Origin of the sequence: Microbacterium saccharophilum (assembly GCF_007992455.1) — a bacterium.
Lineage (GTDB): Bacteria > Actinomycetota > Actinomycetes > Actinomycetales > Microbacteriaceae > Microbacterium > Microbacterium saccharophilum.
Genome location: NZ_BKAH01000004.1, coordinates 108377 through 127317, shown reverse-complemented (window position 1 = coordinate 127317; position 18941 = coordinate 108377). Strand labels below are relative to the sequence as shown.

Here is an 18941-nt window from a genome sequence, read left to right as displayed (position 1 = left end):
GGAAGACGGCAACGGGCGCCCGGCGCGATGCCGGGCGCCCGTTGCGGTGCGTGTCAGACGAGGCTGCGCAGCACGTACTGCAGGATGCCGCCGTTGCGGTAGTAGTCCGCCTCTCCGGGGGTGTCGATGCGCACGACCGCGTCGAACTCGATCGTCTGCTTGCCCTCCGGCGAGAACTCGCTCGGCTCGGCGACGACGCGGACCGTCTTCGGCGTGACGCCCTCGTTGAGCTGCTCGAGACCCGTGATCGAGACGATCTCGGTGCCGTCCAGGCCCAGCGACTTCCAGCTCTCGCCGGCCGGGAACTGCAGCGGCACGACGCCCATGCCGATGAGGTTCGAGCGGTGGATGCGCTCGAAGCTCTCCGTGATGACGGCCTTGACGCCCAGGAGGCTCGTGCCCTTGGCTGCCCAGTCGCGGGACGAGCCGGAGCCGTACTCCTTGCCGCCGAACACGACGAGCGGGGTGCCCTGCGCGGCGTAGTTCTGGCAGGCGTCGTAGATGAACGACTGCGGGCCGCCGGCCTGCGTGAAGTCGCGGGTGTAGCCGCCCTCCACGACCTGACCGCCGTTGACCGCCGCGACGAGCTCGTTCTTGAGCCGGATGTTCGCGAACGTGCCGCGGATCATGACCTCGTGGTTGCCGCGACGCGAGCCGTAGGAGTTGAAGTCCTTCTGCGCGACGCCGTGCTCGATGAGGTACTGCGCGGCGGGCGTGCCGGCCTTGATGTTGCCGGCCGGGCTGATGTGGTCGGTCGTCACGGAGTCGCCGAGCGCCGCCATGACGCGGGCGCCGGTGATGTCGGCGACGGGGGTGAGCTCCATCGACATGCCGTCGAAGTACGGTGCCTTGCGGACGTAGGTGGAGTCCTGGTCCCACTCGAAGATGGGGCCCGTCGGCGTCGGCAGGGTCTGCCAGCGCTCGTCGCCGTCGAACACGGTCGCGTACTGCTTGATGAACTGCTCGCGCGAGATGGAGGAGTCGATGATCTCCTGGACCTCTTCCGTGCCGGGCCAGATGTCCTTGAGGAAGACGTCGTTGCCCTCGGTGTCCTTGCCCAGCGCGTCGGTCTCGAAGTCGAAGTTCATCGACCCGGCCAGCGCGTAGGCGACGACGAGCGGCGGCGACGCGAGGTAGTTCATCTTCACGTCGGGGCTGATGCGGCCTTCGAAGTTCCGGTTGCCGGAGAGGACGGCCGTGACGGCCAGATCGTTGTCGTTGACGGCCTGGGACACCTCGTCGATCAGCGGGCCGGAGTTGCCGATGCAGATCGTGCAGCCGTAGCCGACGGTGTAGAAGCCGAGGCCCTCGAGGTCCTTGTCGAGACCGGACTTCTCGTAGTAGTCGGTGACGACCTTGGAGCCGGGGCCGAGCGTGGTCTTGACCCACGGCTTCTGCTTCAGACCCTTCTCGCGCGCCTTGCGCGCCAGGAGGCCCGCCGCGATCATGACCGACGGGTTGGAGGTGTTCGTGCACGACGTGATCGCGGCGAGGGTCACCGCGCCGTTGTCGAGCAGGTACGGCGAGCCCTCCGGGGGCGTCACCTTCACGGGGTTGGATGCCGGGTGGCTCGAGCCGCTGAACAGCAGCATCGACTCGGCGTGCTGGTCCTCGTGCTGGTGCGAGACGCCGTTCGCCGACACCGTCTCGTGCTCGACGCCGGGCGCGGTGCCGGGGTCGGACGCCGGGAAGGTGCCCTCGAGCTCGACGGAGTCCTCATCGGCGGCCTCCGCGTAGTTGAGGATGTCCTTCTGGAACTGCGACTTCGCCTCCGACAGGAGGATGCGGTCCTGCGGGCGCTTCGGGCCGGCGATGGAGGGGACGACGGTGGAGAGGTCGAGCTCCATGTACTCGCTGAAGGCGGGCTCGATGTCGGCGTCGTGCCAGAGCGACTGCTCCTTGGCGTAGGCCTCGACGAGGGCGACGGACTGCTCGTCGCGGCCGGTGAGGCGCAGGTACTCCAGCGTCACGTCGTCGATCGGGAAGATCGCTGCGGTGGAGCCGAACTCCGGGCTCATGTTGCCGATCGTGGCGCGGTTGGCCAGCGGCACCGAGGCCACGCCGGCGCCGTAGAACTCGACGAACTTGCCGACCACGCCGTGCTTGCGCAGCATGTCGGTGATCGTCAGGACCACGTCGGTCGCGGTCACGCCGGCCGGGATCTCGCCGCTCAGCTTGAAGCCGACGACGCGCGGGATGAGCATCGACACGGGCTGGCCGAGCATCGCGGCCTCGGCCTCGATGCCGCCGACGCCCCAGCCGAGCACGCCCAGGCCGTTGACCATCGTGGTGTGCGAGTCGGTGCCGACGCACGTGTCCGGGTAGGCGCGCAGCACGCCGCCGACCTCACGGTCGTAGATGACCTTGGCGAGGTGCTCGATGTTGACCTGGTGCACGATGCCGGTGCCCGGGGGGACGACCTTGAAGTCGTCGAAGGCGGTCTGGCCCCAGCGGAGGAACTGGTACCGCTCGCCGTTGCGCTCGTACTCGATCTCGACGTTGCGCTCGAGGGCGTTCTCGGTGCCGAAGAGGTCGGCGATGACGGAGTGGTCGATGACCATCTCGGCGGGCGAGAGCGGGTTGATCTTCTTCGGGTCGCCGCCGAGCGCCGTGACGGCTTCGCGCATCGTGGCGAGATCGACGATGCAGGGCACGCCGGTGAAGTCCTGCATCACGACGCGCGCGGGCGTGAACTGGATCTCGGTGTTCGGCTCGGCGTTCGCATCCCACGACCCGAGCGCCTCGATCTGCTCCTTCGTGACGTTCGCGCCGTCCTCGGTGCGGAGGAGGTTCTCCAGCAGCACCTTGAGGCTGAACGGGAGCTTGTCGTAGCCGGGGACCGTGTCGATCCGGAAGATCTCGTAGTCGGTGTCGCCGACTGTCAGGGTGCTCTTGGCTCCGAAGCTGTCAACTGTCGACACGTCTGGTCTCCTTCGTCGGCGATTCACGGGACTGGGGCCCCGCCCTTCATCTTCCCTGCCCTCGGCGCCCCGTGCCAGTGAGGACGGCCTAACCGTGACCGGGAAGATTTATCTTGATATCAAGATAAATCTATCATGCGTCGCGGCGCCCGTAGAGTGCGCGGACGGCGAGCCAGGTGACGGCCACGAGCGGCGCGAACAGCGGCAGGCCCATAACGAGTTTGAGGGTGCCGAGCGTCGTCACATCGTCGGCGAGGTAGAACGGCAGCTGCACGCCGAGGCGCAGGAAGAACAGCGCCGCCCAGGCGATCGCGAGCCAGGAGAAGACGCGCCGCTTGCGCTTGTCCGCGCGCCAGGCTGTGCCCTCCCCCATGAGGAATCCGGCGGCCAGGCCGATGAGGGACCACCCGAGGAGGGCCGAGATCAGCAGGGCGGTGCCGTAGACCGCGTTCGTGATGAAGCCGGGGATGAAGTTGTTGGCGGCGTCGCCGGTGAAGACCGCGAAGGCGGCCGCGACGGCGGCCGCGAGGAGTCCGCCGATCGCCGCACTCACCGGCTGGCGGGCGATCAGCCGGGCGATGGTGAAGACGGCGGCGATGCCGACCGACAGGCCCAGCGAGAGCCACAGGTCGCCGTCGCCGGAGTCGGGGTCGATCGTGAGCGTGTAGACCACGATAAAGACGAGCCCCGGGATGACGGACTCCGCGACGCCCCGCCATCCGCCCATCGCCGACCACACGACGTGTCCCGTGCTGGCCTCCTTGGCGGGGTCCAGCCCGGCCTTTCGGGCGGCGCCGCCGAGGGCCTGCCCGAAGATCTCCGCGGCCGTGGGCTGCGGGTCGGGGTCCCGCGGTTCGCTCATGCCGTGCCCGGCGAGGCCGGCATCTTCAGTGGGATGAGATCGCGCGGCGGCATCGGCGTGCCGCCCCGGACGACGACGATGGAGCGGAAGAGGTCCTCGACCTGCGCCGCCGCTTCGACGTCGCTCGTGGCCGCGCCCCCGATCACGCCGCGCAGGAACCAGCGCGGACCGTCGACGCCGACGAACCGCGCGAGGCGCTTGCCCGCCGTGCCGTCCGCTCCGGCGACGACCGGCACCTCGGCGAGCAGCTCGTGGCCCAGCGGCCCCTCGCGCTCCTCGACGCGCCCGCCCTGCTGACGGATCTGCTGGCGGATCTGGTCACGTGTCTCATCCCACAGCCCCGTCGACCGGGGCGCCGCGAACGGCTGCACCTGCAGGGTCGAGCCGGCGTAGTCGAGTCCGACCGCCACGATGCGCTTGGTCTGCTCCTCCACCTCGAGGCGGAGGTTCAAGCCCTCGCGCGGAAGGATCTTGATGCCGCCGAGGTCGATGTACGGCCGGACGGGATTGGCCTCGGACTCGTCGAAGGGTCCGGTGCTGGCGCGGTCGGCGGTGCCGCCGTCGGTGATGTCGTCGCTCATGAGGCGGCTCCTGTCGTGATGCCGGTGGACCCGAACCCGCCGTCGCCGCGGGCGCTGCCCTCGAGGGTCGTGACCGGGAGGAAGGTGGCGCGCGGGACCGGCATCACGATGAGCTGGGCGATGCGGTCGCCGGGGGCGATGTCGAACGCGCTGTCGAGGTCGGTGTTCAGAAGGGACACCTTGATCTCGCCGCGGTATCCGGCGTCCACGGTGCCGGGCGCGTTGACGATCGTGATCCCGTGCTTGGCCGCCAGGCCGCTGCGCGGCACGACGAAGGCCACGTACCCGTCGGGGAGGGCGATGCGTACCCCCGTGCCGACGAGCGCGCGACGGCCGGGCTCCAGACGGACCGATTCGGCGGAGACCAGGTCGGCCCCCGCGTCGCCGGGGTGTGCGTAGACGGGAACCTGCGACGCGATAATGGGAACGTCCACGGATTCGATCACCAGATGAGGCTAATGCACATGACCGCAGCCGGCACGCGGCCCGCAGCCGCCGGGTATCGGGAGCGCCTGAGCCCCTCGCTCTGGGCGCTCGTGGGCGCCGCGGTGGGCGGTCCCATGATCGCGCTCGTCTTCGTGCCGATCGACGCGACGCTCGCTCTGGTCATCGGAGCCGTCGCGGGGATCGCGCTCGTGGCGGGGATGATCCTCATGGCGCCGGTCGTCGCCGTCCACGGGGGCGAGCTCCGCGTCGGCCGCGCGCACATCGACGTCGCGGACCTCGGCGACCCCGTCGGCGCGACCGGGGAGGACGCCCGTCAGGCGCGCGGGCCCGGGCTCAGCCGTGACGCCTGGCATCTGCTGCGCGGCGGGGTCGACGGCGTGGTGCGGGTCCCGGTCCGGGATGCGGAGGATCCCGTCACCGAATGGGTCTTCTCGACGCGCACGCCCGACCGGGTGATCGCGGCGATCCGTCGCGCACAGTCAGTGCGCTGACGCGGCGGAGATCAGGCCGCGCACTCCACGCAGATCGCGCCGGCGCCGGTCTCGTGGTCGATCTGGGTGCGGTGCTTGACGAGGAAGCACTCGACACAGGTGAACTCGTCCTCCTGCGGGGGCAGCACGACGACGTCGAGCTCGAGGTCGGAAAGGTCCGCACCGGGCAGCTCGAAGCCGGACGGGTTGTCGGCATCCTCGTTGTCGACGGCGCCGGACATCTTGTCGGGGACGCGCTCCTTCAGGGCCTCGATCGACTCGCTGTCGTCTTCGGTCTTGCGGGGGGCGTCGTAATCCGTAGCCATGCTCGAAGGTCTCTACTTCCGGGAGGTGCTGTGGGCCCGATGGGGCGGCGATAGTTTGCATGACCGAGGTGCTTTTCGCAAATGCGGCTCGGGTGGGGCGCCCTCTCATCGATGCGTCCCCTGAAACTCACGGCGCGCCCTCGATATTCCCGGCGACGGGCGAGCGCTGTGACAGCATGGGCCGCACACGCAGGATCGGGAGGGGTGTTTCGCATGGAGCAGCTCAAAGTCATCGGGACCGAAGAGGGCATCCTCGTCCTCGCCACGGAGTCCGGGGAGCGTTTCACGCTGCCCGTCGACGAGACGCTGCGGGCGCAGCTGCGCCGCGCGCCACGCGATGCGGAGCCGCGCGCGGCTCGCCCGAGTCCCCGTGAGATCCAGTCCCACATCCGCTCCGGCCTGTCGGCCGAAGAGGTGGCGGCGCTGCTCGGCGTGCGGGTCGAAGACGTCGCCCGCTACGAAGGCCCCGTGCTCGCGGAGCGCGACCACATCGTGGGGCAGGCCCTCGCCGTCCCCGTCCTCATGGGCGGCGACATCGAACCCGATGCCCAGCCGACCTTCGGCGCGGCCGTGCGTGCGAAGCTCGCCGAGGCGGGCGCGTCGGGTGAGCGCTGGTCGAGCTGGCGCGAGCAGACCGGGTGGGTCGTGAAGCTCGAGTTCGTCGCGAACGAGGTCGATCACGATGCCCGCTGGTCGTTCGACCCGCGCCGCTCCACGCTCGCGCCGCAGAACTCCGACGCCGTGCAGCTCTCCCGGCAGGGGTCCCTGCCGGAGGGCCTCATCCCCCGGCTGCGCGCTCTCGACTTCTCGCCGCTGAAGGATGCCTCGCGCTTCGACAGCGGGGCGTTCGGACCGCGGCGCATCGTCGAGGCGGACGCCGACGACCAGCCCGAGCTGCGCACGCCCGCCACGGCGGCCGTGCAGGAGGCCGCCATCAAGCGGGCGCCCGACCAGGGTGTGACCTCGGCGGAGACCGCCGACCTGCTGGAGGCGCTGCGGCGTCGCCGTGGTCAGCGCGAGCCCATGCCGTCGGACGAGCACGCCGATGCCCATCCGCACGCGCCGGTCGCCCTCTTCGATGCGCTCGAGCCCGGATACGACGACATCGTCCCCGAGCCGGAGTCCGTCGAGCAGCCGCGGCCCGATGAGGCGACCACGGCCGACCTCGGCAAGCGCAAGGGGCGCACGTCGATGCCGTCCTGGGATGAGATCGTCTTCGGGGCACGCACGGAAGACGGCTGAGCCCGTCTCAGCGCGCGAACGCGCCGAGGCGGATGAGCGGGACGATCCGCTCCTGATCGGTCAGGGACCCGTGCTGGCCGATCATGTTCTGCGGCTTCCTGTCCGCGAGACGGTCGTCGTAGTACACCACCGCTGACCGTGCGGCGACGAGCACATCGCCGATCCGCGGCGCCACGGCCGGGTCGACCTCCGGACCGAACAGCCCGGCGGAGACCGCCTCGTCCCGTCCCATCACCCAGGAGCGGTGCGACTCCGCCGCGCGCCAGCGGGCCAGTACGCCGGCCGCCTCGCCGTCCTCGGCGTACAGGTGCAGCATCCTCGGCTCCCCCGCCACGAGGCGCACGCCGTCCAGGAGGGGCTCGCCGTCGCCCAGGAGGATCTGGCGGTGGCGCGGCACATCGACCATCCCGTGGTCGGCGGTGACCAGCGCGCCGACGTCGCGCGGGAGGCGCTCCTCGAGGAGGCGCGCGGCCGCGTCGACGGACTCGAGGCTCGAGGTCCACGCCGCGCTCTCCCACCCCTGCGCATGGCCGATCGTGTCGAGCTCCGGCGCGTACAGGTAGACCAGCGCCCCGTCGTGGTCCGCGAGCGCCGCCGCCTGCGCGACCCGCTCGGTGAGGTGCGCGGCGCCGACGAACGTCGCGCCGCGCTGGATGGCGCGTGTGAAGCCGGTGCCCGCGTACAACGGCCGCGACACGACGAAGCAGGGCCGGCCGGCCGCGGACTCCCGGGCGAGGAGCGGCTCGGCGCGCTGCCATGTCATCGGGTCGAGCCCGTCGGTCTCCCATCCCTTCAGCTGGTTCGGTGCGCTGTCGGTGCCGGGCACCCGTGCGCGGTAGCCGACGATGCCGTGCACGCCGGCATCCACCCCCGTCAGGAGGCTCGTCAGGGCGACGGCGGTCGTCGACGGGAAGACCGTGCGGGCGGAGTCCTTCTTCGCCATGCGCTGCGCGAGGAAGCGCGCGTGCCCGGCGCGCGCGGCGAGGTTGCCGCGGCCGAGGCCGTCCACAACGAGGATGACCGCCGACCGGGCCGACGGGAACCAGTCCGCTCCGCCCGACATCGAGGCCAGGACCTGCGGCACGACACCGGTGAGGCTCCGGGCCGACGGCGGGTCCGCGGGTAGGCTGAGAGACATCGGGGCCAGTCTCGCACACGGCGGACGGGCCTCTTTTCCCGTCACCGGAGGACCCCTCAGTTCCATGGCAGCTTCGCGCACCGAACCCGCGCCCATCGACGAGGGACGCATCGAAGACGTCGACGTCTCCGCGGAGATGCAGGGGTCGTTCCTGGAGTACGCGTACTCCGTCATCTACTCCCGCGCACTGCCCGACGCGCGCGACGGGCTCAAGCCCGTGCAGCGCCGCATCCTGTACCAGATGGCGGAGATGGGCCTCCGCCCCGACCGCGGTCACGTCAAGAGCGCGCGAGTCGTCGGCGAGGTCATGGGCAAGCTGCACCCGCACGGCGACTCCGCCATCTACGACGCCCTCGTTCGCCTCGCGCAGGACTTCGCCCTGCGGGTCCCGCTCGTGGACGGCCACGGCAACTTCGGCTCCCTCGACGACGGCCCCGCCGCCGCCCGCTACACCGAGGCGCGGCTCGCACCCGCGGCCCTCGCGCTGGCGGAGAACCTCGACGAGGACGTCGTCGACTTCATCCCGAACTACGACGGCCAGTTCCAGCAGCCCGAGGTGCTGGCGGCTGCGTTCCCGAACCTCCTCGTCAACGGCACGACCGGCATCGCGGTCGGCATGGCGACGAACATGGCACCGCACAACCTCATCGAGGTCGTCGCCGCCGCAGTCCACCTCCTCGACCACCCCGACGCGACGCTCGATGAGCTCATGGAGTTCGTGCCCGGCCCCGACCTGCCCGGCGGCGGCGTCATCGTCGGCCTGGACGGCGTGAAGGACGCCTACGCGAGCGGGCGGGGCTCGTTCCGCACCCGCGCGAAGGTGTCGATCGAGTCGGTCGGGCCCCGCCGAACCGGCCTCGTCGTGACGGAGCTGCCGTACATGGTGGGCCCCGAACGGGTCATCGAGAAGATCAAGGATGCCGTCGGCGCGAAGAAGCTCACCGGCATCGCCGACGTCACCGACCTCACCGACCGCAACCACGGACTGCGCCTGGTCATCGGCATCAAGACGGGCTTCGACCCGGCCGCCGTGCTCGAGCAGCTGTACCGGCTGACCCCGCTGGAGGACTCCTTCGGCATCAACAACGTCGCGCTCGTCGACGGGCAGCCGCAGACGCTCGGACTCAAGGAGCTCCTCCGCGTCTACCTCGACCACCGCATCCAGGTCGTCACCCGTCGTTCCCGTCACCGCCTCGGCCGCCGGCAGGAGCGCCTGCACCTCGTCGAGGGTCTCCTCATCGCGATCCTCGACATCGACGAGGTCATCCAGGTCATCAGGACCTCCGACGACTCCGAGCAGGCGCGGCAGCGTCTCCGCGACGTGTTCGACCTGTCCGAGGCGCAGGCGGAGTACATCCTCGAGCTGCGGCTGCGCCGTCTCACGAAGTTCTCCCGTGTCGAGCTGGAGACCGAGCGCGACGCGCTGAAGGCGGAGATCGCGCACCTCGAGGAGCTGCTGGCCAGCGACACCCTGCTGCGCGCGCAGGTCGCGCGGGAGCTGGATGCCGCCGCCGACGCCTACGGGACGCCACGGCGCACCCTGCTCCTCAACGGCGGACCCGTCGCCTCCCGCTCGCGGGCCGCCGCGCCGGCCGACCTCCAGATCGCCGACGCCCCGTGCCGTGTGTTCCTCTCCGCGACGGGCCGGATGGTGCGCGCCGAGCTCGCCGTCGACACCCTCGGCGGCGGCATCGTCCCGCCGGCGCGCCGTTCGAAGCACGACGCTGTCCGCTCCGGCGTCGATGCGACGACCCGCGGCGACCTGGGTGCCGTGACCTCGGCCGGGCGCCTCATCCGCTTCTCCCCCGTCGACCTGCCGTCCGTCCCCGGCAACTCGGTGCAGCTGGCCGCCGGTACGAAGGCCGACCAGTACCTCGGGCTCTCCGGCGGCGAGCACGTCGTCGCGGTCGTGCCGCTCGTCGAGGCGCCGGTCATCGCGATCGGCACGGCCCAGGGCGTCGTCAAGCGCGTCGCGGCCACCGAGCTCGGGACGAAGCACGACGTCGAGATCATCGCGCTGAAGGACGGTGACCGCGTCGTCGGCGCGGCCCCGGCGCCGGACGACGTCGAACTCGTCTTCGCGACGACGGACGCGCAGCTGCTGCGCTTCGGGGCGGACGCCGTCCGCCCGCAGGGCCGCTCCGCCGGCGGAATGGCCGGCATCCGGGTCGCGGACGGCGAGAGCGTCGTCTTCTTCGGCACCGTCGCACCCGGGGATGAGGATGCCGTCGTCGTCACGATCGCCGGGTCCAACCAGGCCCTCGCCGGCGCCGACCCCGGCAGCGGCAAGGTCACCGCGCTGGCGGAGTTCCCGGCCAAGGGTCGCGCCACCGGCGGTGTGCGCGCCCAGCGGTTCCTGAAGGGCGAGGACACGCTGACCCTCGCCTGGGTCGGCTCCGACCCACGCGCCGTCGGCACGGACGGCGCCGTGCGCGCCCTGCCGGCAGCCGGCGCGAAGCGGGACGCCTCGGGGCAGCCGCTCGAGGCGGTCATCGGCGCGATCGGCACCGTCGTCGGCTGATCGCCGACGCCGCTGTCCGACGCCGCTGTCGGCACCGCTGTCGGCACCGCTGTCGGCACCCTAAGGTAGACCTGCGGGATGGACGACATTCTGCAGAACTGGCTCGACCGCTACCTCGTCGCCTGGCAGTCGAACGAGCCGGACGACATCCGTGCCCTGTTCACCGACGACGCCACCTACGCCGGAAGTCCCTGGGACGCGGAGCCATGGGTCGGAGCCGACGCCATCGTCGCGGGCTGGCGAGCGCACCGGGACGAGCCGGGAACCTGGACGTTCGAGGGTGCGCCCCTGGCGCTCACCGCCGGCACCGGCATCATCCAGGGGCGCACCGATTACGCCGGCGGCAGCGTGTACGCGAACCTCTGGGTCATCGAGTTCGCCGAAGACGGGCGCGCGCGCTCGTTCGTGGAGTGGGCCGTGGAGCCAGGTCCCGTCTGGGAGGTCCAGGAGTAGGTCCTCGCGTCAGGCGTCGATGGCCTCGCGGTTCAGGCGGTCGCTCGAGGAGACGATGAAGTCGCGGCGCGGGGCCACGTCGCTGCCCATCAGCAGCTCGAACACGTGCGCCGCGGCCTCGGCATCCTGGACGCGGACGCGGCGGAGGGTGCGCCCGGCGCGGTCCATCGTCGTCGTGGCCAGCTGATCGGCATCCATCTCGCCGAGGCCCTTGTAACGCTGCACGGGCTCCTGCCAGCGCTTGCCCGACTTCTGCAGCTTGGCCAGCAGCGTGTGCAGCTCCTGCTCGGAGTAGGTGTAGACCGTGTCGTTGGGCTTGGAGCCGGGGTTCACCACGATCACCCGGTGCAGCGGCGGAACCGCGGCATACACGTGCCCTTCCTCGATGAGCGGACGCATGTACCGGAAGAAGAGGGTCAGCAGCAGCGTGCGGATGTGGGCGCCGTCGACGTCGGCGTCGCTCATCAGGATGATCTTCCCGTACCGCGCCGCCGACAGGTCGAAGGAGCGGCCGGACCCGGCGCCGATCACCTGGATGATGGCCGCGCACTCCGCGTTGGAGAGCATGTCGCTCACCGACGCCTTCTGCACGTTGAGGATCTTGCCCCGGATGGGCAGCAGCGCCTGGTACTCGCTGTTGCGGGCGTGCTTGGCGGTGCCCAGCGCCGAGTCACCCTCGACGATGAACAGCTCGGACTGGGCGACGTCGTTCGTACGGCAGTCGGCGAGCTTCGCCGGCAGCGAAGAGGACTCCAGTGCGTTCTTCCGCCGCTGGGTCTCCTTGTGCGTGCGCGCCGAGATGCGCGCCTTCATCTCCGCGACGACCTTGTCCAGGAGCAGCGCGGTCTGGGCCTTGTCGTCGCGCTTGGACGAGGTGAAACGTGCGGTGAGCTCGCGCTGGACGACGTTCGCGACGATGTTGCGGACGGCGGGCGTGCCGAGGATCTCCTTCGTCTGCCCCTCGAACTGCGGTTCGGGCAGGCGCACGGTCAGGACGCAGGTGAGACCGGCGAGGATGTCGTCCTTCTCGATCTTCTCGTTCGCGCCGACCTTGAGCTTGCGCGCGTTCTGATCGATCTGCCCGCGCACGACCTTCATGAGACCCTGCTCGAAGCCCTGCTGGTGGGTGCCGCCCTTCGGCGTGGAGATGATGTTCGCGAATGAGCGACTCGTCGTCTCGTAGCCGGTCCCCCAGCGCAGGGCGATGTCGACCTGGCATTCGCGCTCGACGTCGGTGGGGACCATGGCCCCCGTCGGCTGCAGCACGGGCACGGTCTCGGTGAAGGTGCCCGAGCCCGTCAGACGCCACGTGTCGGTGAGGCCGGAGTCGGGGGCGAGGAAGTCGGCGAACTCCGAGATGCCGCCGTCGAAGCGGTAACTCGTCTCCACGCGCTCGGGGCCGCGCTCGTCGGCGATGACGATCTCCAGGCCCGGCACGAGGAACGCCGTCTGCCGTGCGCGCTGGACGAGCTCATCGAGGTGGAAGCTGGCATCCTTCGTGAAGATCTGCCGGTCGGCCCAATACCGGATGCGGGTGCCGGTGACGCCCTTGGCGACCTTGCCGACGACGCGCAGGTCGGACGACTTCTCGAACGGGGTGAACGGCGAGTCCGGCGCGTCACCGGCGAACAGGCCCGGCTCGCCGCGGTGGAACGACATGGCCCACGTCTTCCCGCCGCGGTCGACCTCGACGTCGAGACGCTCGGAGAGGGCGTTGACGACCGATGCGCCGACGCCGTGCAGCCCGCCGGAGGAGCCGTACGAGCCGCCGCCGAACTTGCCGCCGGCGTGCAGCTTCGTGAAGACGACCTCGACGCCGCTGAGACCGGTGCGCGGCTCGACGTCGACGGGGATGCCGCGGGCGCGGTCGCGGACCTCGACGCTCCCGTCGGCATGCAGGAGGATGTCGATGCGCGAGCCGTGGCCACCCAGGGCCTCGTCGACGGAGTTGTCGATGATCTCCCAGACGCAATGCATGAGACCACGCGAATCCGTCGATCCGATGTACATGCCGGGGCGCTTGCGGACGGCCTCGAGCCCTTCGAGCACCTGGAGGTGATGGGCGGAATACTCGGCTGTCACAATCCTCTAGCGTATCCGGGGCCGGTCCCCCGGCCCCGCAGACACACGCGCCATCGGGCCGGTTCCCGCCCCGCGGCGCGACTCACGGTACGCGCACAGCGAAATGTGACCGGATCGCGGCATTCTCGAAACATCCGCGTGGTTGTATTTCATGACCGGACCGGATCTTGACGTCAACGAGGAGGCACCCAGAATGAGCATGTCGACCACCACAGAGTCCCCCGCCGTCCTCGAGTACCGCCTGAGCGCCGCCGACCGCTGCGACTCCTGCGGCGCACAGGCCTACATCGCCGCCGAGGTCAACGGCAGCGAACTCCTGTTCTGCGCGCACCACGGCCGCAAGTACGAGGAGAAGCTGCGCTCCATCGCCACGTCGTGGCACGACGAGACGGCCCGTCTGACCGAAGCGGTCTGACGCCCACCCACGATCACCGAAGCGCCGAGGCGGCCCAGCCCCTCGGCGCTTCGTCGTTCCCCGGCCCGCGGCATCCCCCGCATCCGGCGGGCACTCGGCCGCCGCAGTCAGGCGATCAGCCGGCGTCAGGCGGATTCTGCAGGCACCGGCCTGACCCCGGCCGATCGCCTGAGCCGGGCAGCCTGCCGGCGAGCCGGAGCGCCGCTCAGAACCCGATCGCGGCGCGGTAGACGGGCAGGAGGCCCGTGCGGACGCCGGAGGCGGACGGCTTCGGCTGGAACACGCTGGAGTTGTGGTTGCCCTCGATGACGACGGGGCCGCTCGGGGTGATCGCGAGGTCCCAGCCGACGTACGGCGCTTCCGGGGTACGGCGGGCGAGCGCGAACGCGAGCTCCACCACCTGGTCGTACAGCGGGACCTGGAAGCCGACGATCGGCGTGTGCGTGACGGGATGCTCGGGGTAGACGTTGCTGTTCTTGTCGACGCCCGGGTACAGGGCGACGCCGTACTCGTCGAGCATCGTGAACATGCCGCCGGAGGCGAAGTTGTCGATGACCGCGCCGTTTCCGATGCGCAGCACCGCCGCCAGCAGGTGCACGACGCCGGCCTTGTCGAGGAACGTGATGAGCCGGACGGTGTTGACGCTGTCCGGGTAGAGCGCCGACATGTCGGGATGCTGGACGATGAACTCGTCGATCATCGTCTGCCCCTTGCCGGTGACCTCGGCGCGGAATGCGGCCGGGTCGGTGCCCGGCCCGGTCTCATGCAGGTCGATGCCGCCGCCGCCGTGCCCGTCGTTCGGCTTCGCGAGGACCTTGGGGTGCCGGGCCAGGAAGGCCGCCAGCTCCGTGTCGTCGACATCGCGCAGGTCGATGGACTCCCGGCCCAGAAGATCGGCGTACTCGCGGGCGAAGCGCCGCTTGTCCTCGAGCTTCGCGCGCCCCTCCGGCGTGTTGTACATCCGCGTCACCCGGAACGACTTGGGGTGCGTCATCCAGGTGGCGCGCTCCTTCGCGTTCAGGAGCCGGATGTCCCACACGGCGTAGTCGCGGAACCCCATGTCGTACTTCACCGAGCACCACAGCATGTCCGCGATGATGACGGGCAGCGGGGCCGTGGAGACCTTCTGCGTCTGGCGGGCGAACTCGACGAGGTTCCCCGGCCGGATGTTGCGGGCCCGGTTGAGGAGATACCCGAGACGCACACGACCCTGACCCATGGATTCGACCCTAACCGTCGTTGGACGTCAGAACCGCATCGCAGCGCGGTAGCGCGGCAGCAGGCCCTGACGGATGCCGGAGACCGACGGCTTCGACTGGAAGACGCCGGTGTTGTGGTTGCCCTCGATGACGACGGGACGCTCCGGTGTGATCGCGATGTCCCAGCCGATGTACGGCAGCGCGGGCACCCGACGCGCCAGGCGGTCGACGAGCTCGAGGATCTCCGGATACAGCGGCACCTGATAGCCGGTGATCTCGACGCCCGTGATGGGGTGCGTCTCGAACGGCCGGCCCTCCTCGTCGCTCGCGGCGTGCAGCGCGCGCCCCGCCTCGTCGAGCATCGTGTACATGCCGCCGTTGCTGAAGTTGTCGATGACGCCGCCGTTGCCGACCTTCAGCACCGCGGCCAGCAGATGCACGTCGCCGTCCGGGTCGAGGTAGGTCACCATACGCAGCGAGTTGACGCTCCCGGGGTAAAGCCGGGCCATCTCCGGGTGCTGCACGAGCACCTCTTCGACGAGCGTCTGGCCGGAGGCGATGAGCTCGGCACGGAGTGCCGCGACGTCGTGGATGTCGGCGGCGGCGCGCATCGTGATGCCGTTGCCGCCCACGCCGCCCGGGTTCTTCGTGATGATGCGGTCGAAGCGGCGGACGAACTGCGCGAGCTGCTCGACGTCGGTCTTCGCCACATCGAGCCAGTCCCGGCCGAGCTCGTCGCCGAAGCGGGCCGCGAACTCCAGCTTGTCGTCGAAGATCGCGCGCTGCGTGTTGTCGTTGAGCTTGCGGGAGAGGTGAAACGACTTCGGGTCGGTCATGTAGGTGCGACGCTCACGGCCCCGGAGGATGCGGAAGTCCCACTCCGAGTAGTTCTCGAACGTCGTCTCGTAGCGGACGGCGCACCAGGCCATGTCGAGGGCGACCCACCACACCGGCGCCTTCGACAGCTTCGCCGACTGGCGCGCGAACTGCAGCACGCGCTCCCGGTCGAAGGAGACGATGCGGCGCACGAAGAAGCGCGCACGTCGATAGAGACGGTTCACCGCTCCCATGTCAGGCCTTGCGGATGACGCCCAGAGGCGTGGACTGGTGTCCCTGCCCGAGCGGGTTGTCGCCGAGGATGCGGACGAGCCGCTGCTCCCCCGCCTTGTCCAGCGTCGAGCCGAGGATGTTGCCGCCGATGTCGTTGATGTCGACGACCGCGACCTCCAGGGCCGAGCCCAGCAGGGACTTCAGGCGCGCGGCGACCTCATCGGGCTTGTCCGGCCCGAGGACGACGGCCTGGTTGTACGGGGGGATGGTGCCGCTCGTCGGCCCGTCGATCGCGCGGGCCTTGTCGCCCGCGATGCGGTAGAAGTCGCCGCGCCGACCGAACAGCTTCGTGACGGCGCTGACGGCCGCGGCGAACAGGATGCGGGGCGTCCCGCACTCCCGGAGCGCCATCTCCATCGTCTCGGGCATGCCGAGGCCGATCCCGTAGGGCGTGCGCACCACGTACTTCGAGAGCAGGCGCGCGAGCGGGCGCGGGGTGATCTCATCCAGGCGGAACGATCGCCCCTGCGTGATCGCGACGATCTTCTCCGTCACGAACAGGATGTCGCCGGGCTGCACCGTCGGCGTCGCGTACTCCGCCACGAAGGCGTCGAGGTCGTCGCCGGGCATCACGACGCGCGTCCGGATCGGGATGCGCGCGTACGAGACGCCGTCCACGGCGACCTCGAGGGCCTTGCCCTCGTTGGCCGCCGCGGTCATTCGAGGTAGTCCCGCAGCGACTGCGAACGCGACGGGTGGCGCAGCTTCGCCATCGTCTTGGACTCGATCTGGCGGATCCGCTCGCGGGTCACGCCGAACGTGTCGCCGATCTGGTCGAGCGTCTTGGGCTGACCGTCGCCGAGACCGAAGCGCATGCGGATGACGCCCGCCTCGCGCTCGGAGAGGGAGTCCAGGAGCGACTCGAGCTGGCGCTGCAGCATCGTGAAGCCGACGGCGTCGGCCGGCACGACCGCTTCGGTGTCCTCGATGAGGTCGCCGAACTCGCTGTCGCCGTCCTCGCCGAGGGGCGTGTGCAGGGAGATGGGCTCGCGGCCGTACTTCTGGACCTCGACGACCTTCTCGGGCGTCATGTCCAGTTCGCGGGACAGCTCCTCCGGGGTGGGCTCGCGGCCCAGGTCCTGGAGCATCTGACGCTGCACGCGGGCGAGCTTGTTGATGACCTCGACCATGTGGACGGGGATGCGGATCGTGCGGGCCTGGTCGGCCATCGCGCGAGTGATCGCCTGGCGGATCCACCACGTGGCGTACGTGGAGAACTTGAAGCCCTTCGTGTAGTCGAACTTCTCGACCGCGCGGATGAGGCCCAGGTTGCCCTCCTGGATGAGATCCAGGAACTGCATGCCGCGGCCGGTGTAGCGCTTGGCGAGGGAGACCACGAGGCGCAGGTTGGCGCCGAGCAGGTGGCTCTTCGCGCGCTGGCCGTCGCGGGCGACCCACTGGAGGTCCAGGCCCAGCTGCTTGGACTTCTCGGCCGCCGTCATGTGCGACAGCTTCTCCTCCGCGAACAGGCCCGCCTCGATGCGCATCGCGAGCTCGACCTCTTCGGCCGCGTTCAGCAGGGGGACCTTGCCGATCTGCTTCAGATAGTCCTTGACGGGGTCGGCCGTCGCGCCGGTGATCTGCGTGGAGTAGACCGGGACGTCGTCCTCGTCGCTGGAGGAGATGACGATCGCGCCCGTGGGCAGCGGCTCGGAGAAGGCGGGCTTCACCGTCTCCTCGTCGTCCTCTTCCTCGTCCTCGTCGGCCGCCTTGACGGCGTCCTTCTTCGGGGCGGCGTCGTCCGCGTCGTCGGTGTCGTCGACCTCGACGTCGTCGAGGACGACCTCGTCTTCGATCTCCTCGTCCTCCTCCGTGGCCTTCGCCTTGGAGGTGCGTGCCTTCGCCGGGGCGGCCTTGGCGGCAGCCGGCTTCTTCGCGGCGGGGGTCTTCGCGGCGGGAGTCTTCGCCGCGGTGGTCTTCGGGGCGGCCTTCGCCGGCGCCTTCTTGGCCGGCGCCTTCGCAGCCGGCGTCGTCGCCTCGGTGGTGTCCTCGGCGGGTGTGCGGGTGCTCTTCGTGCCTGACGTCACGTCTTGCCTTTCACCGACGGAGACCGCCGGGGTTTCGGACACTAGTAAGACCCTTGTCAAGTCCCCGGGCTGCGCCGTCAGGCGCCGCGCCGGTGTCGACAACGGGTCAGATGGTCCATTGTCTCACATGTCGCGTCGGATGCCGGTGCGGCCGTGCGCCGCGCGGCGGTTCCGCGTCATAGAGACCAACGCCCCCGCGGGCAGGGACATTCCGTCAGTGGCGCATCCGCTTGTCGTCGTCTCCGGGCGGCCGCGTAGCCAGGAACCGTTCGAGCTCGGCGGCGATCTCGTCGGCGCTGGGCAGGTCGCCCGCGTGGATGATCGGCTGCCCGAGGGTGGAGCCTGCCATGTAGGAGTCGTAGCGCTCTTCGAGGTTGTGCAGCATCGTCGTCAGCTCGGGGCTGCCCTCCACCTGATCGTCCACCTTCTCGAGGTAGACGCGGTTCTCCTCACGGAGGTCGTCGCTGGAGAAGACGAGTCCGGTCGCGACCGTGAGGCTGTCCAGCGCCGCGATCGCGGCCGCCGGGTAGTCGGTGTCGCCGAGGTAGTGCGGGACCAGCAGGACGAAACCCGCGACCTCGGCGCCGGCCTGGGCGAAGCGGTGCTCGAGCAGGTGCCCGATGGAGGCGGGGACCTGCGTCCGCGGCTGCCACACGGAGTGCGCGTGCGTGAGGTCCGTGCGGGTTCCGCTGACGGTGGTCCCGATCGGGCGGGTGTGCGGCACCGGCATCGGGATGGCGTGGACCCACGTGACGGTCGCGACCTGCAGTCCCTCCGCCAGGCCCACGACGGTCTCGGCGAACGCCTCCCACGCGAAGTCGGGCTCGTAGCCGGCGAGCAGCAGGAAGGGGCTGCCCGAGGGGTCGTGCGCGAGGGAGAGCTCCAGGCGCGCCGGGCGGTAGTCGGTGAGGTGATCGGTGTCGAAGGTGATCACGGGTCGGCGGGCGCGGTAGTCCAGCAGCACGTCGGCCGAGAACGCCACGACGGGGGTGGGGTCCAGTTCGTCGCGGAAGTAGTCGATGACGCGCGCGACGGCGCCCCCGGCATCCGTGAACCCCGTCAGCGTGATGACGAGCGGGAGCCCCGGCGGAACCGGCGGGGCGGACACGACGCGCTCGTAGAGAGGACCGGACGGAGGCATGAGACA

Annotated in this window: 17 protein-coding genes; 5 read left to right on the top strand and 12 right to left on the bottom strand. The window is 70.2% G+C overall.

Going from position 1 to position 18941, the window contains the following annotated elements:
- Nucleotides 1-53 precede the first annotated feature (53 nt).
- The 4 genes from MSA03_RS06270 to dut form a co-directional block, all read right to left on the bottom strand.
- Entirely contained in the window at nucleotides 54-2921 is a 2868-nt protein-coding gene (locus MSA03_RS06270; protein WP_147050043.1) for an aconitate hydratase, read from the bottom strand.
- 133 nt (nucleotides 2922-3054) lie between these two features.
- On the bottom strand, nucleotides 3055-3783 hold the full coding sequence (locus tag MSA03_RS06265) for a DUF3159 domain-containing protein (protein WP_028495670.1): 729 nt from the start codon (nucleotides 3781-3783) through the stop codon (nucleotides 3055-3057).
- A complete protein-coding gene (locus MSA03_RS06260; protein WP_028495669.1) occupies nucleotides 3780-4364 on the bottom strand; it encodes a DUF3710 domain-containing protein in 585 nt (194 codons plus the stop codon). The genes MSA03_RS06265 and MSA03_RS06260 overlap by 4 nt, the downstream gene beginning before the upstream one ends.
- Entirely contained in the window at nucleotides 4361-4810 is a 450-nt protein-coding gene (dut, locus tag MSA03_RS06255) for a dUTP diphosphatase (RefSeq protein ID WP_170245463.1), read from the bottom strand. The genes MSA03_RS06260 and dut overlap by 4 nt, the downstream gene beginning before the upstream one ends.
- An 18-nt stretch (nucleotides 4811-4828) precedes the next feature.
- Here dut and MSA03_RS06250 point away from each other — a divergent pair, with 18 nt between their 5' ends.
- Nucleotides 4829-5302, top strand: a complete 474-nt coding sequence (locus MSA03_RS06250; RefSeq protein WP_307725234.1) for a DUF3093 domain-containing protein — start codon at nucleotides 4829-4831, stop codon at nucleotides 5300-5302.
- 11 nt (nucleotides 5303-5313) lie between these two features.
- Here the strand turns inward: MSA03_RS06250 and MSA03_RS06245 are convergent, their stop codons facing one another.
- Nucleotides 5314-5607 carry a DUF4193 domain-containing protein gene (locus MSA03_RS06245; protein ID WP_028495666.1) on the bottom strand — a complete coding sequence of 98 codons (294 nt, stop codon included), beginning with the start codon at nucleotides 5605-5607 and terminating at the stop codon, nucleotides 5314-5316.
- A gap of 213 nt (nucleotides 5608-5820) precedes the next feature.
- Between MSA03_RS06245 and sepH the strand changes: the two genes are divergently transcribed.
- Nucleotides 5821-6849, top strand: coding sequence for a septation protein SepH (gene sepH / locus MSA03_RS06240; protein WP_147050042.1), 1029 nt, complete (start codon nucleotides 5821-5823; stop codon nucleotides 6847-6849).
- A gap of 7 nt (nucleotides 6850-6856) precedes the next feature.
- Here the strand turns inward: sepH and MSA03_RS06235 are convergent, their stop codons facing one another.
- Nucleotides 6857-7987, bottom strand: a complete 1131-nt coding sequence (locus MSA03_RS06235) for an alkaline phosphatase family protein (protein WP_147050041.1) — start codon at nucleotides 7985-7987, stop codon at nucleotides 6857-6859.
- A 64-nt stretch (nucleotides 7988-8051) separates the two neighbouring features.
- Between MSA03_RS06235 and MSA03_RS06230 the strand changes: the two genes are divergently transcribed.
- Complete coding sequence (locus tag MSA03_RS06230; protein ID WP_028495663.1) at nucleotides 8052-10508, top strand: DNA gyrase/topoisomerase IV subunit A; 2457 nt, start codon at nucleotides 8052-8054, stop codon at nucleotides 10506-10508.
- Nucleotides 10509-10586: 78 nt separating this feature from the next.
- Nucleotides 10587-10961 (top strand): nuclear transport factor 2 family protein, encoded by a 375-nt coding sequence (locus MSA03_RS06225; protein WP_147050040.1) that lies wholly within the window; start codon nucleotides 10587-10589, stop codon nucleotides 10959-10961.
- A gap of 9 nt (nucleotides 10962-10970) precedes the next feature.
- On the opposite strand, the gene MSA03_RS06220 is transcribed toward MSA03_RS06225, so the two are convergent.
- Nucleotides 10971-13043, bottom strand: a complete 2073-nt coding sequence (locus tag MSA03_RS06220) for a DNA gyrase/topoisomerase IV subunit B (RefSeq protein WP_028495661.1) — start codon at nucleotides 13041-13043, stop codon at nucleotides 10971-10973.
- A 199-nt stretch (nucleotides 13044-13242) separates the two neighbouring features.
- Between MSA03_RS06220 and MSA03_RS06215 the strand changes: the two genes are divergently transcribed.
- Nucleotides 13243-13458, top strand: a complete 216-nt coding sequence (locus MSA03_RS06215) for a DUF7455 domain-containing protein (protein WP_028495660.1) — start codon at nucleotides 13243-13245, stop codon at nucleotides 13456-13458.
- A gap of 205 nt (nucleotides 13459-13663) precedes the next feature.
- Here the strand turns inward: MSA03_RS06215 and MSA03_RS06210 are convergent, their stop codons facing one another.
- The 5 genes from MSA03_RS06210 to MSA03_RS06190 form a co-directional block, all read right to left on the bottom strand.
- The gene (locus tag MSA03_RS06210) at nucleotides 13664-14677 is read right to left on the bottom strand and encodes a sugar-transfer associated ATP-grasp domain-containing protein (protein WP_147050039.1); all 1014 of its coding nucleotides are present in this window, start codon (nucleotides 14675-14677) and stop codon (nucleotides 13664-13666) included.
- Between the two features lie 27 nt (nucleotides 14678-14704).
- Complete coding sequence (locus MSA03_RS06205; protein ID WP_147050038.1) at nucleotides 14705-15727, bottom strand: sugar-transfer associated ATP-grasp domain-containing protein; 1023 nt, start codon at nucleotides 15725-15727, stop codon at nucleotides 14705-14707.
- A gap of 1 nt (nucleotide 15728) precedes the next feature.
- The gene (locus MSA03_RS06200; RefSeq protein WP_147050037.1) at nucleotides 15729-16427 is read right to left on the bottom strand and encodes a coenzyme F420-0:L-glutamate ligase; all 699 of its coding nucleotides are present in this window, start codon (nucleotides 16425-16427) and stop codon (nucleotides 15729-15731) included.
- The gene (locus MSA03_RS06195) at nucleotides 16424-17794 is read right to left on the bottom strand and encodes an RNA polymerase sigma factor (protein ID WP_147050036.1); all 1371 of its coding nucleotides are present in this window, start codon (nucleotides 17792-17794) and stop codon (nucleotides 16424-16426) included. Before MSA03_RS06195 ends, MSA03_RS06200 begins: the two co-directional genes overlap by 4 nt.
- 214 nt (nucleotides 17795-18008) lie before the next feature.
- The gene (locus MSA03_RS06190) at nucleotides 18009-18935 is read right to left on the bottom strand and encodes a proteasome assembly chaperone family protein (RefSeq protein ID WP_147050035.1); all 927 of its coding nucleotides are present in this window, start codon (nucleotides 18933-18935) and stop codon (nucleotides 18009-18011) included.
- Nucleotides 18936-18941: the final 6 nt, after the last annotated feature.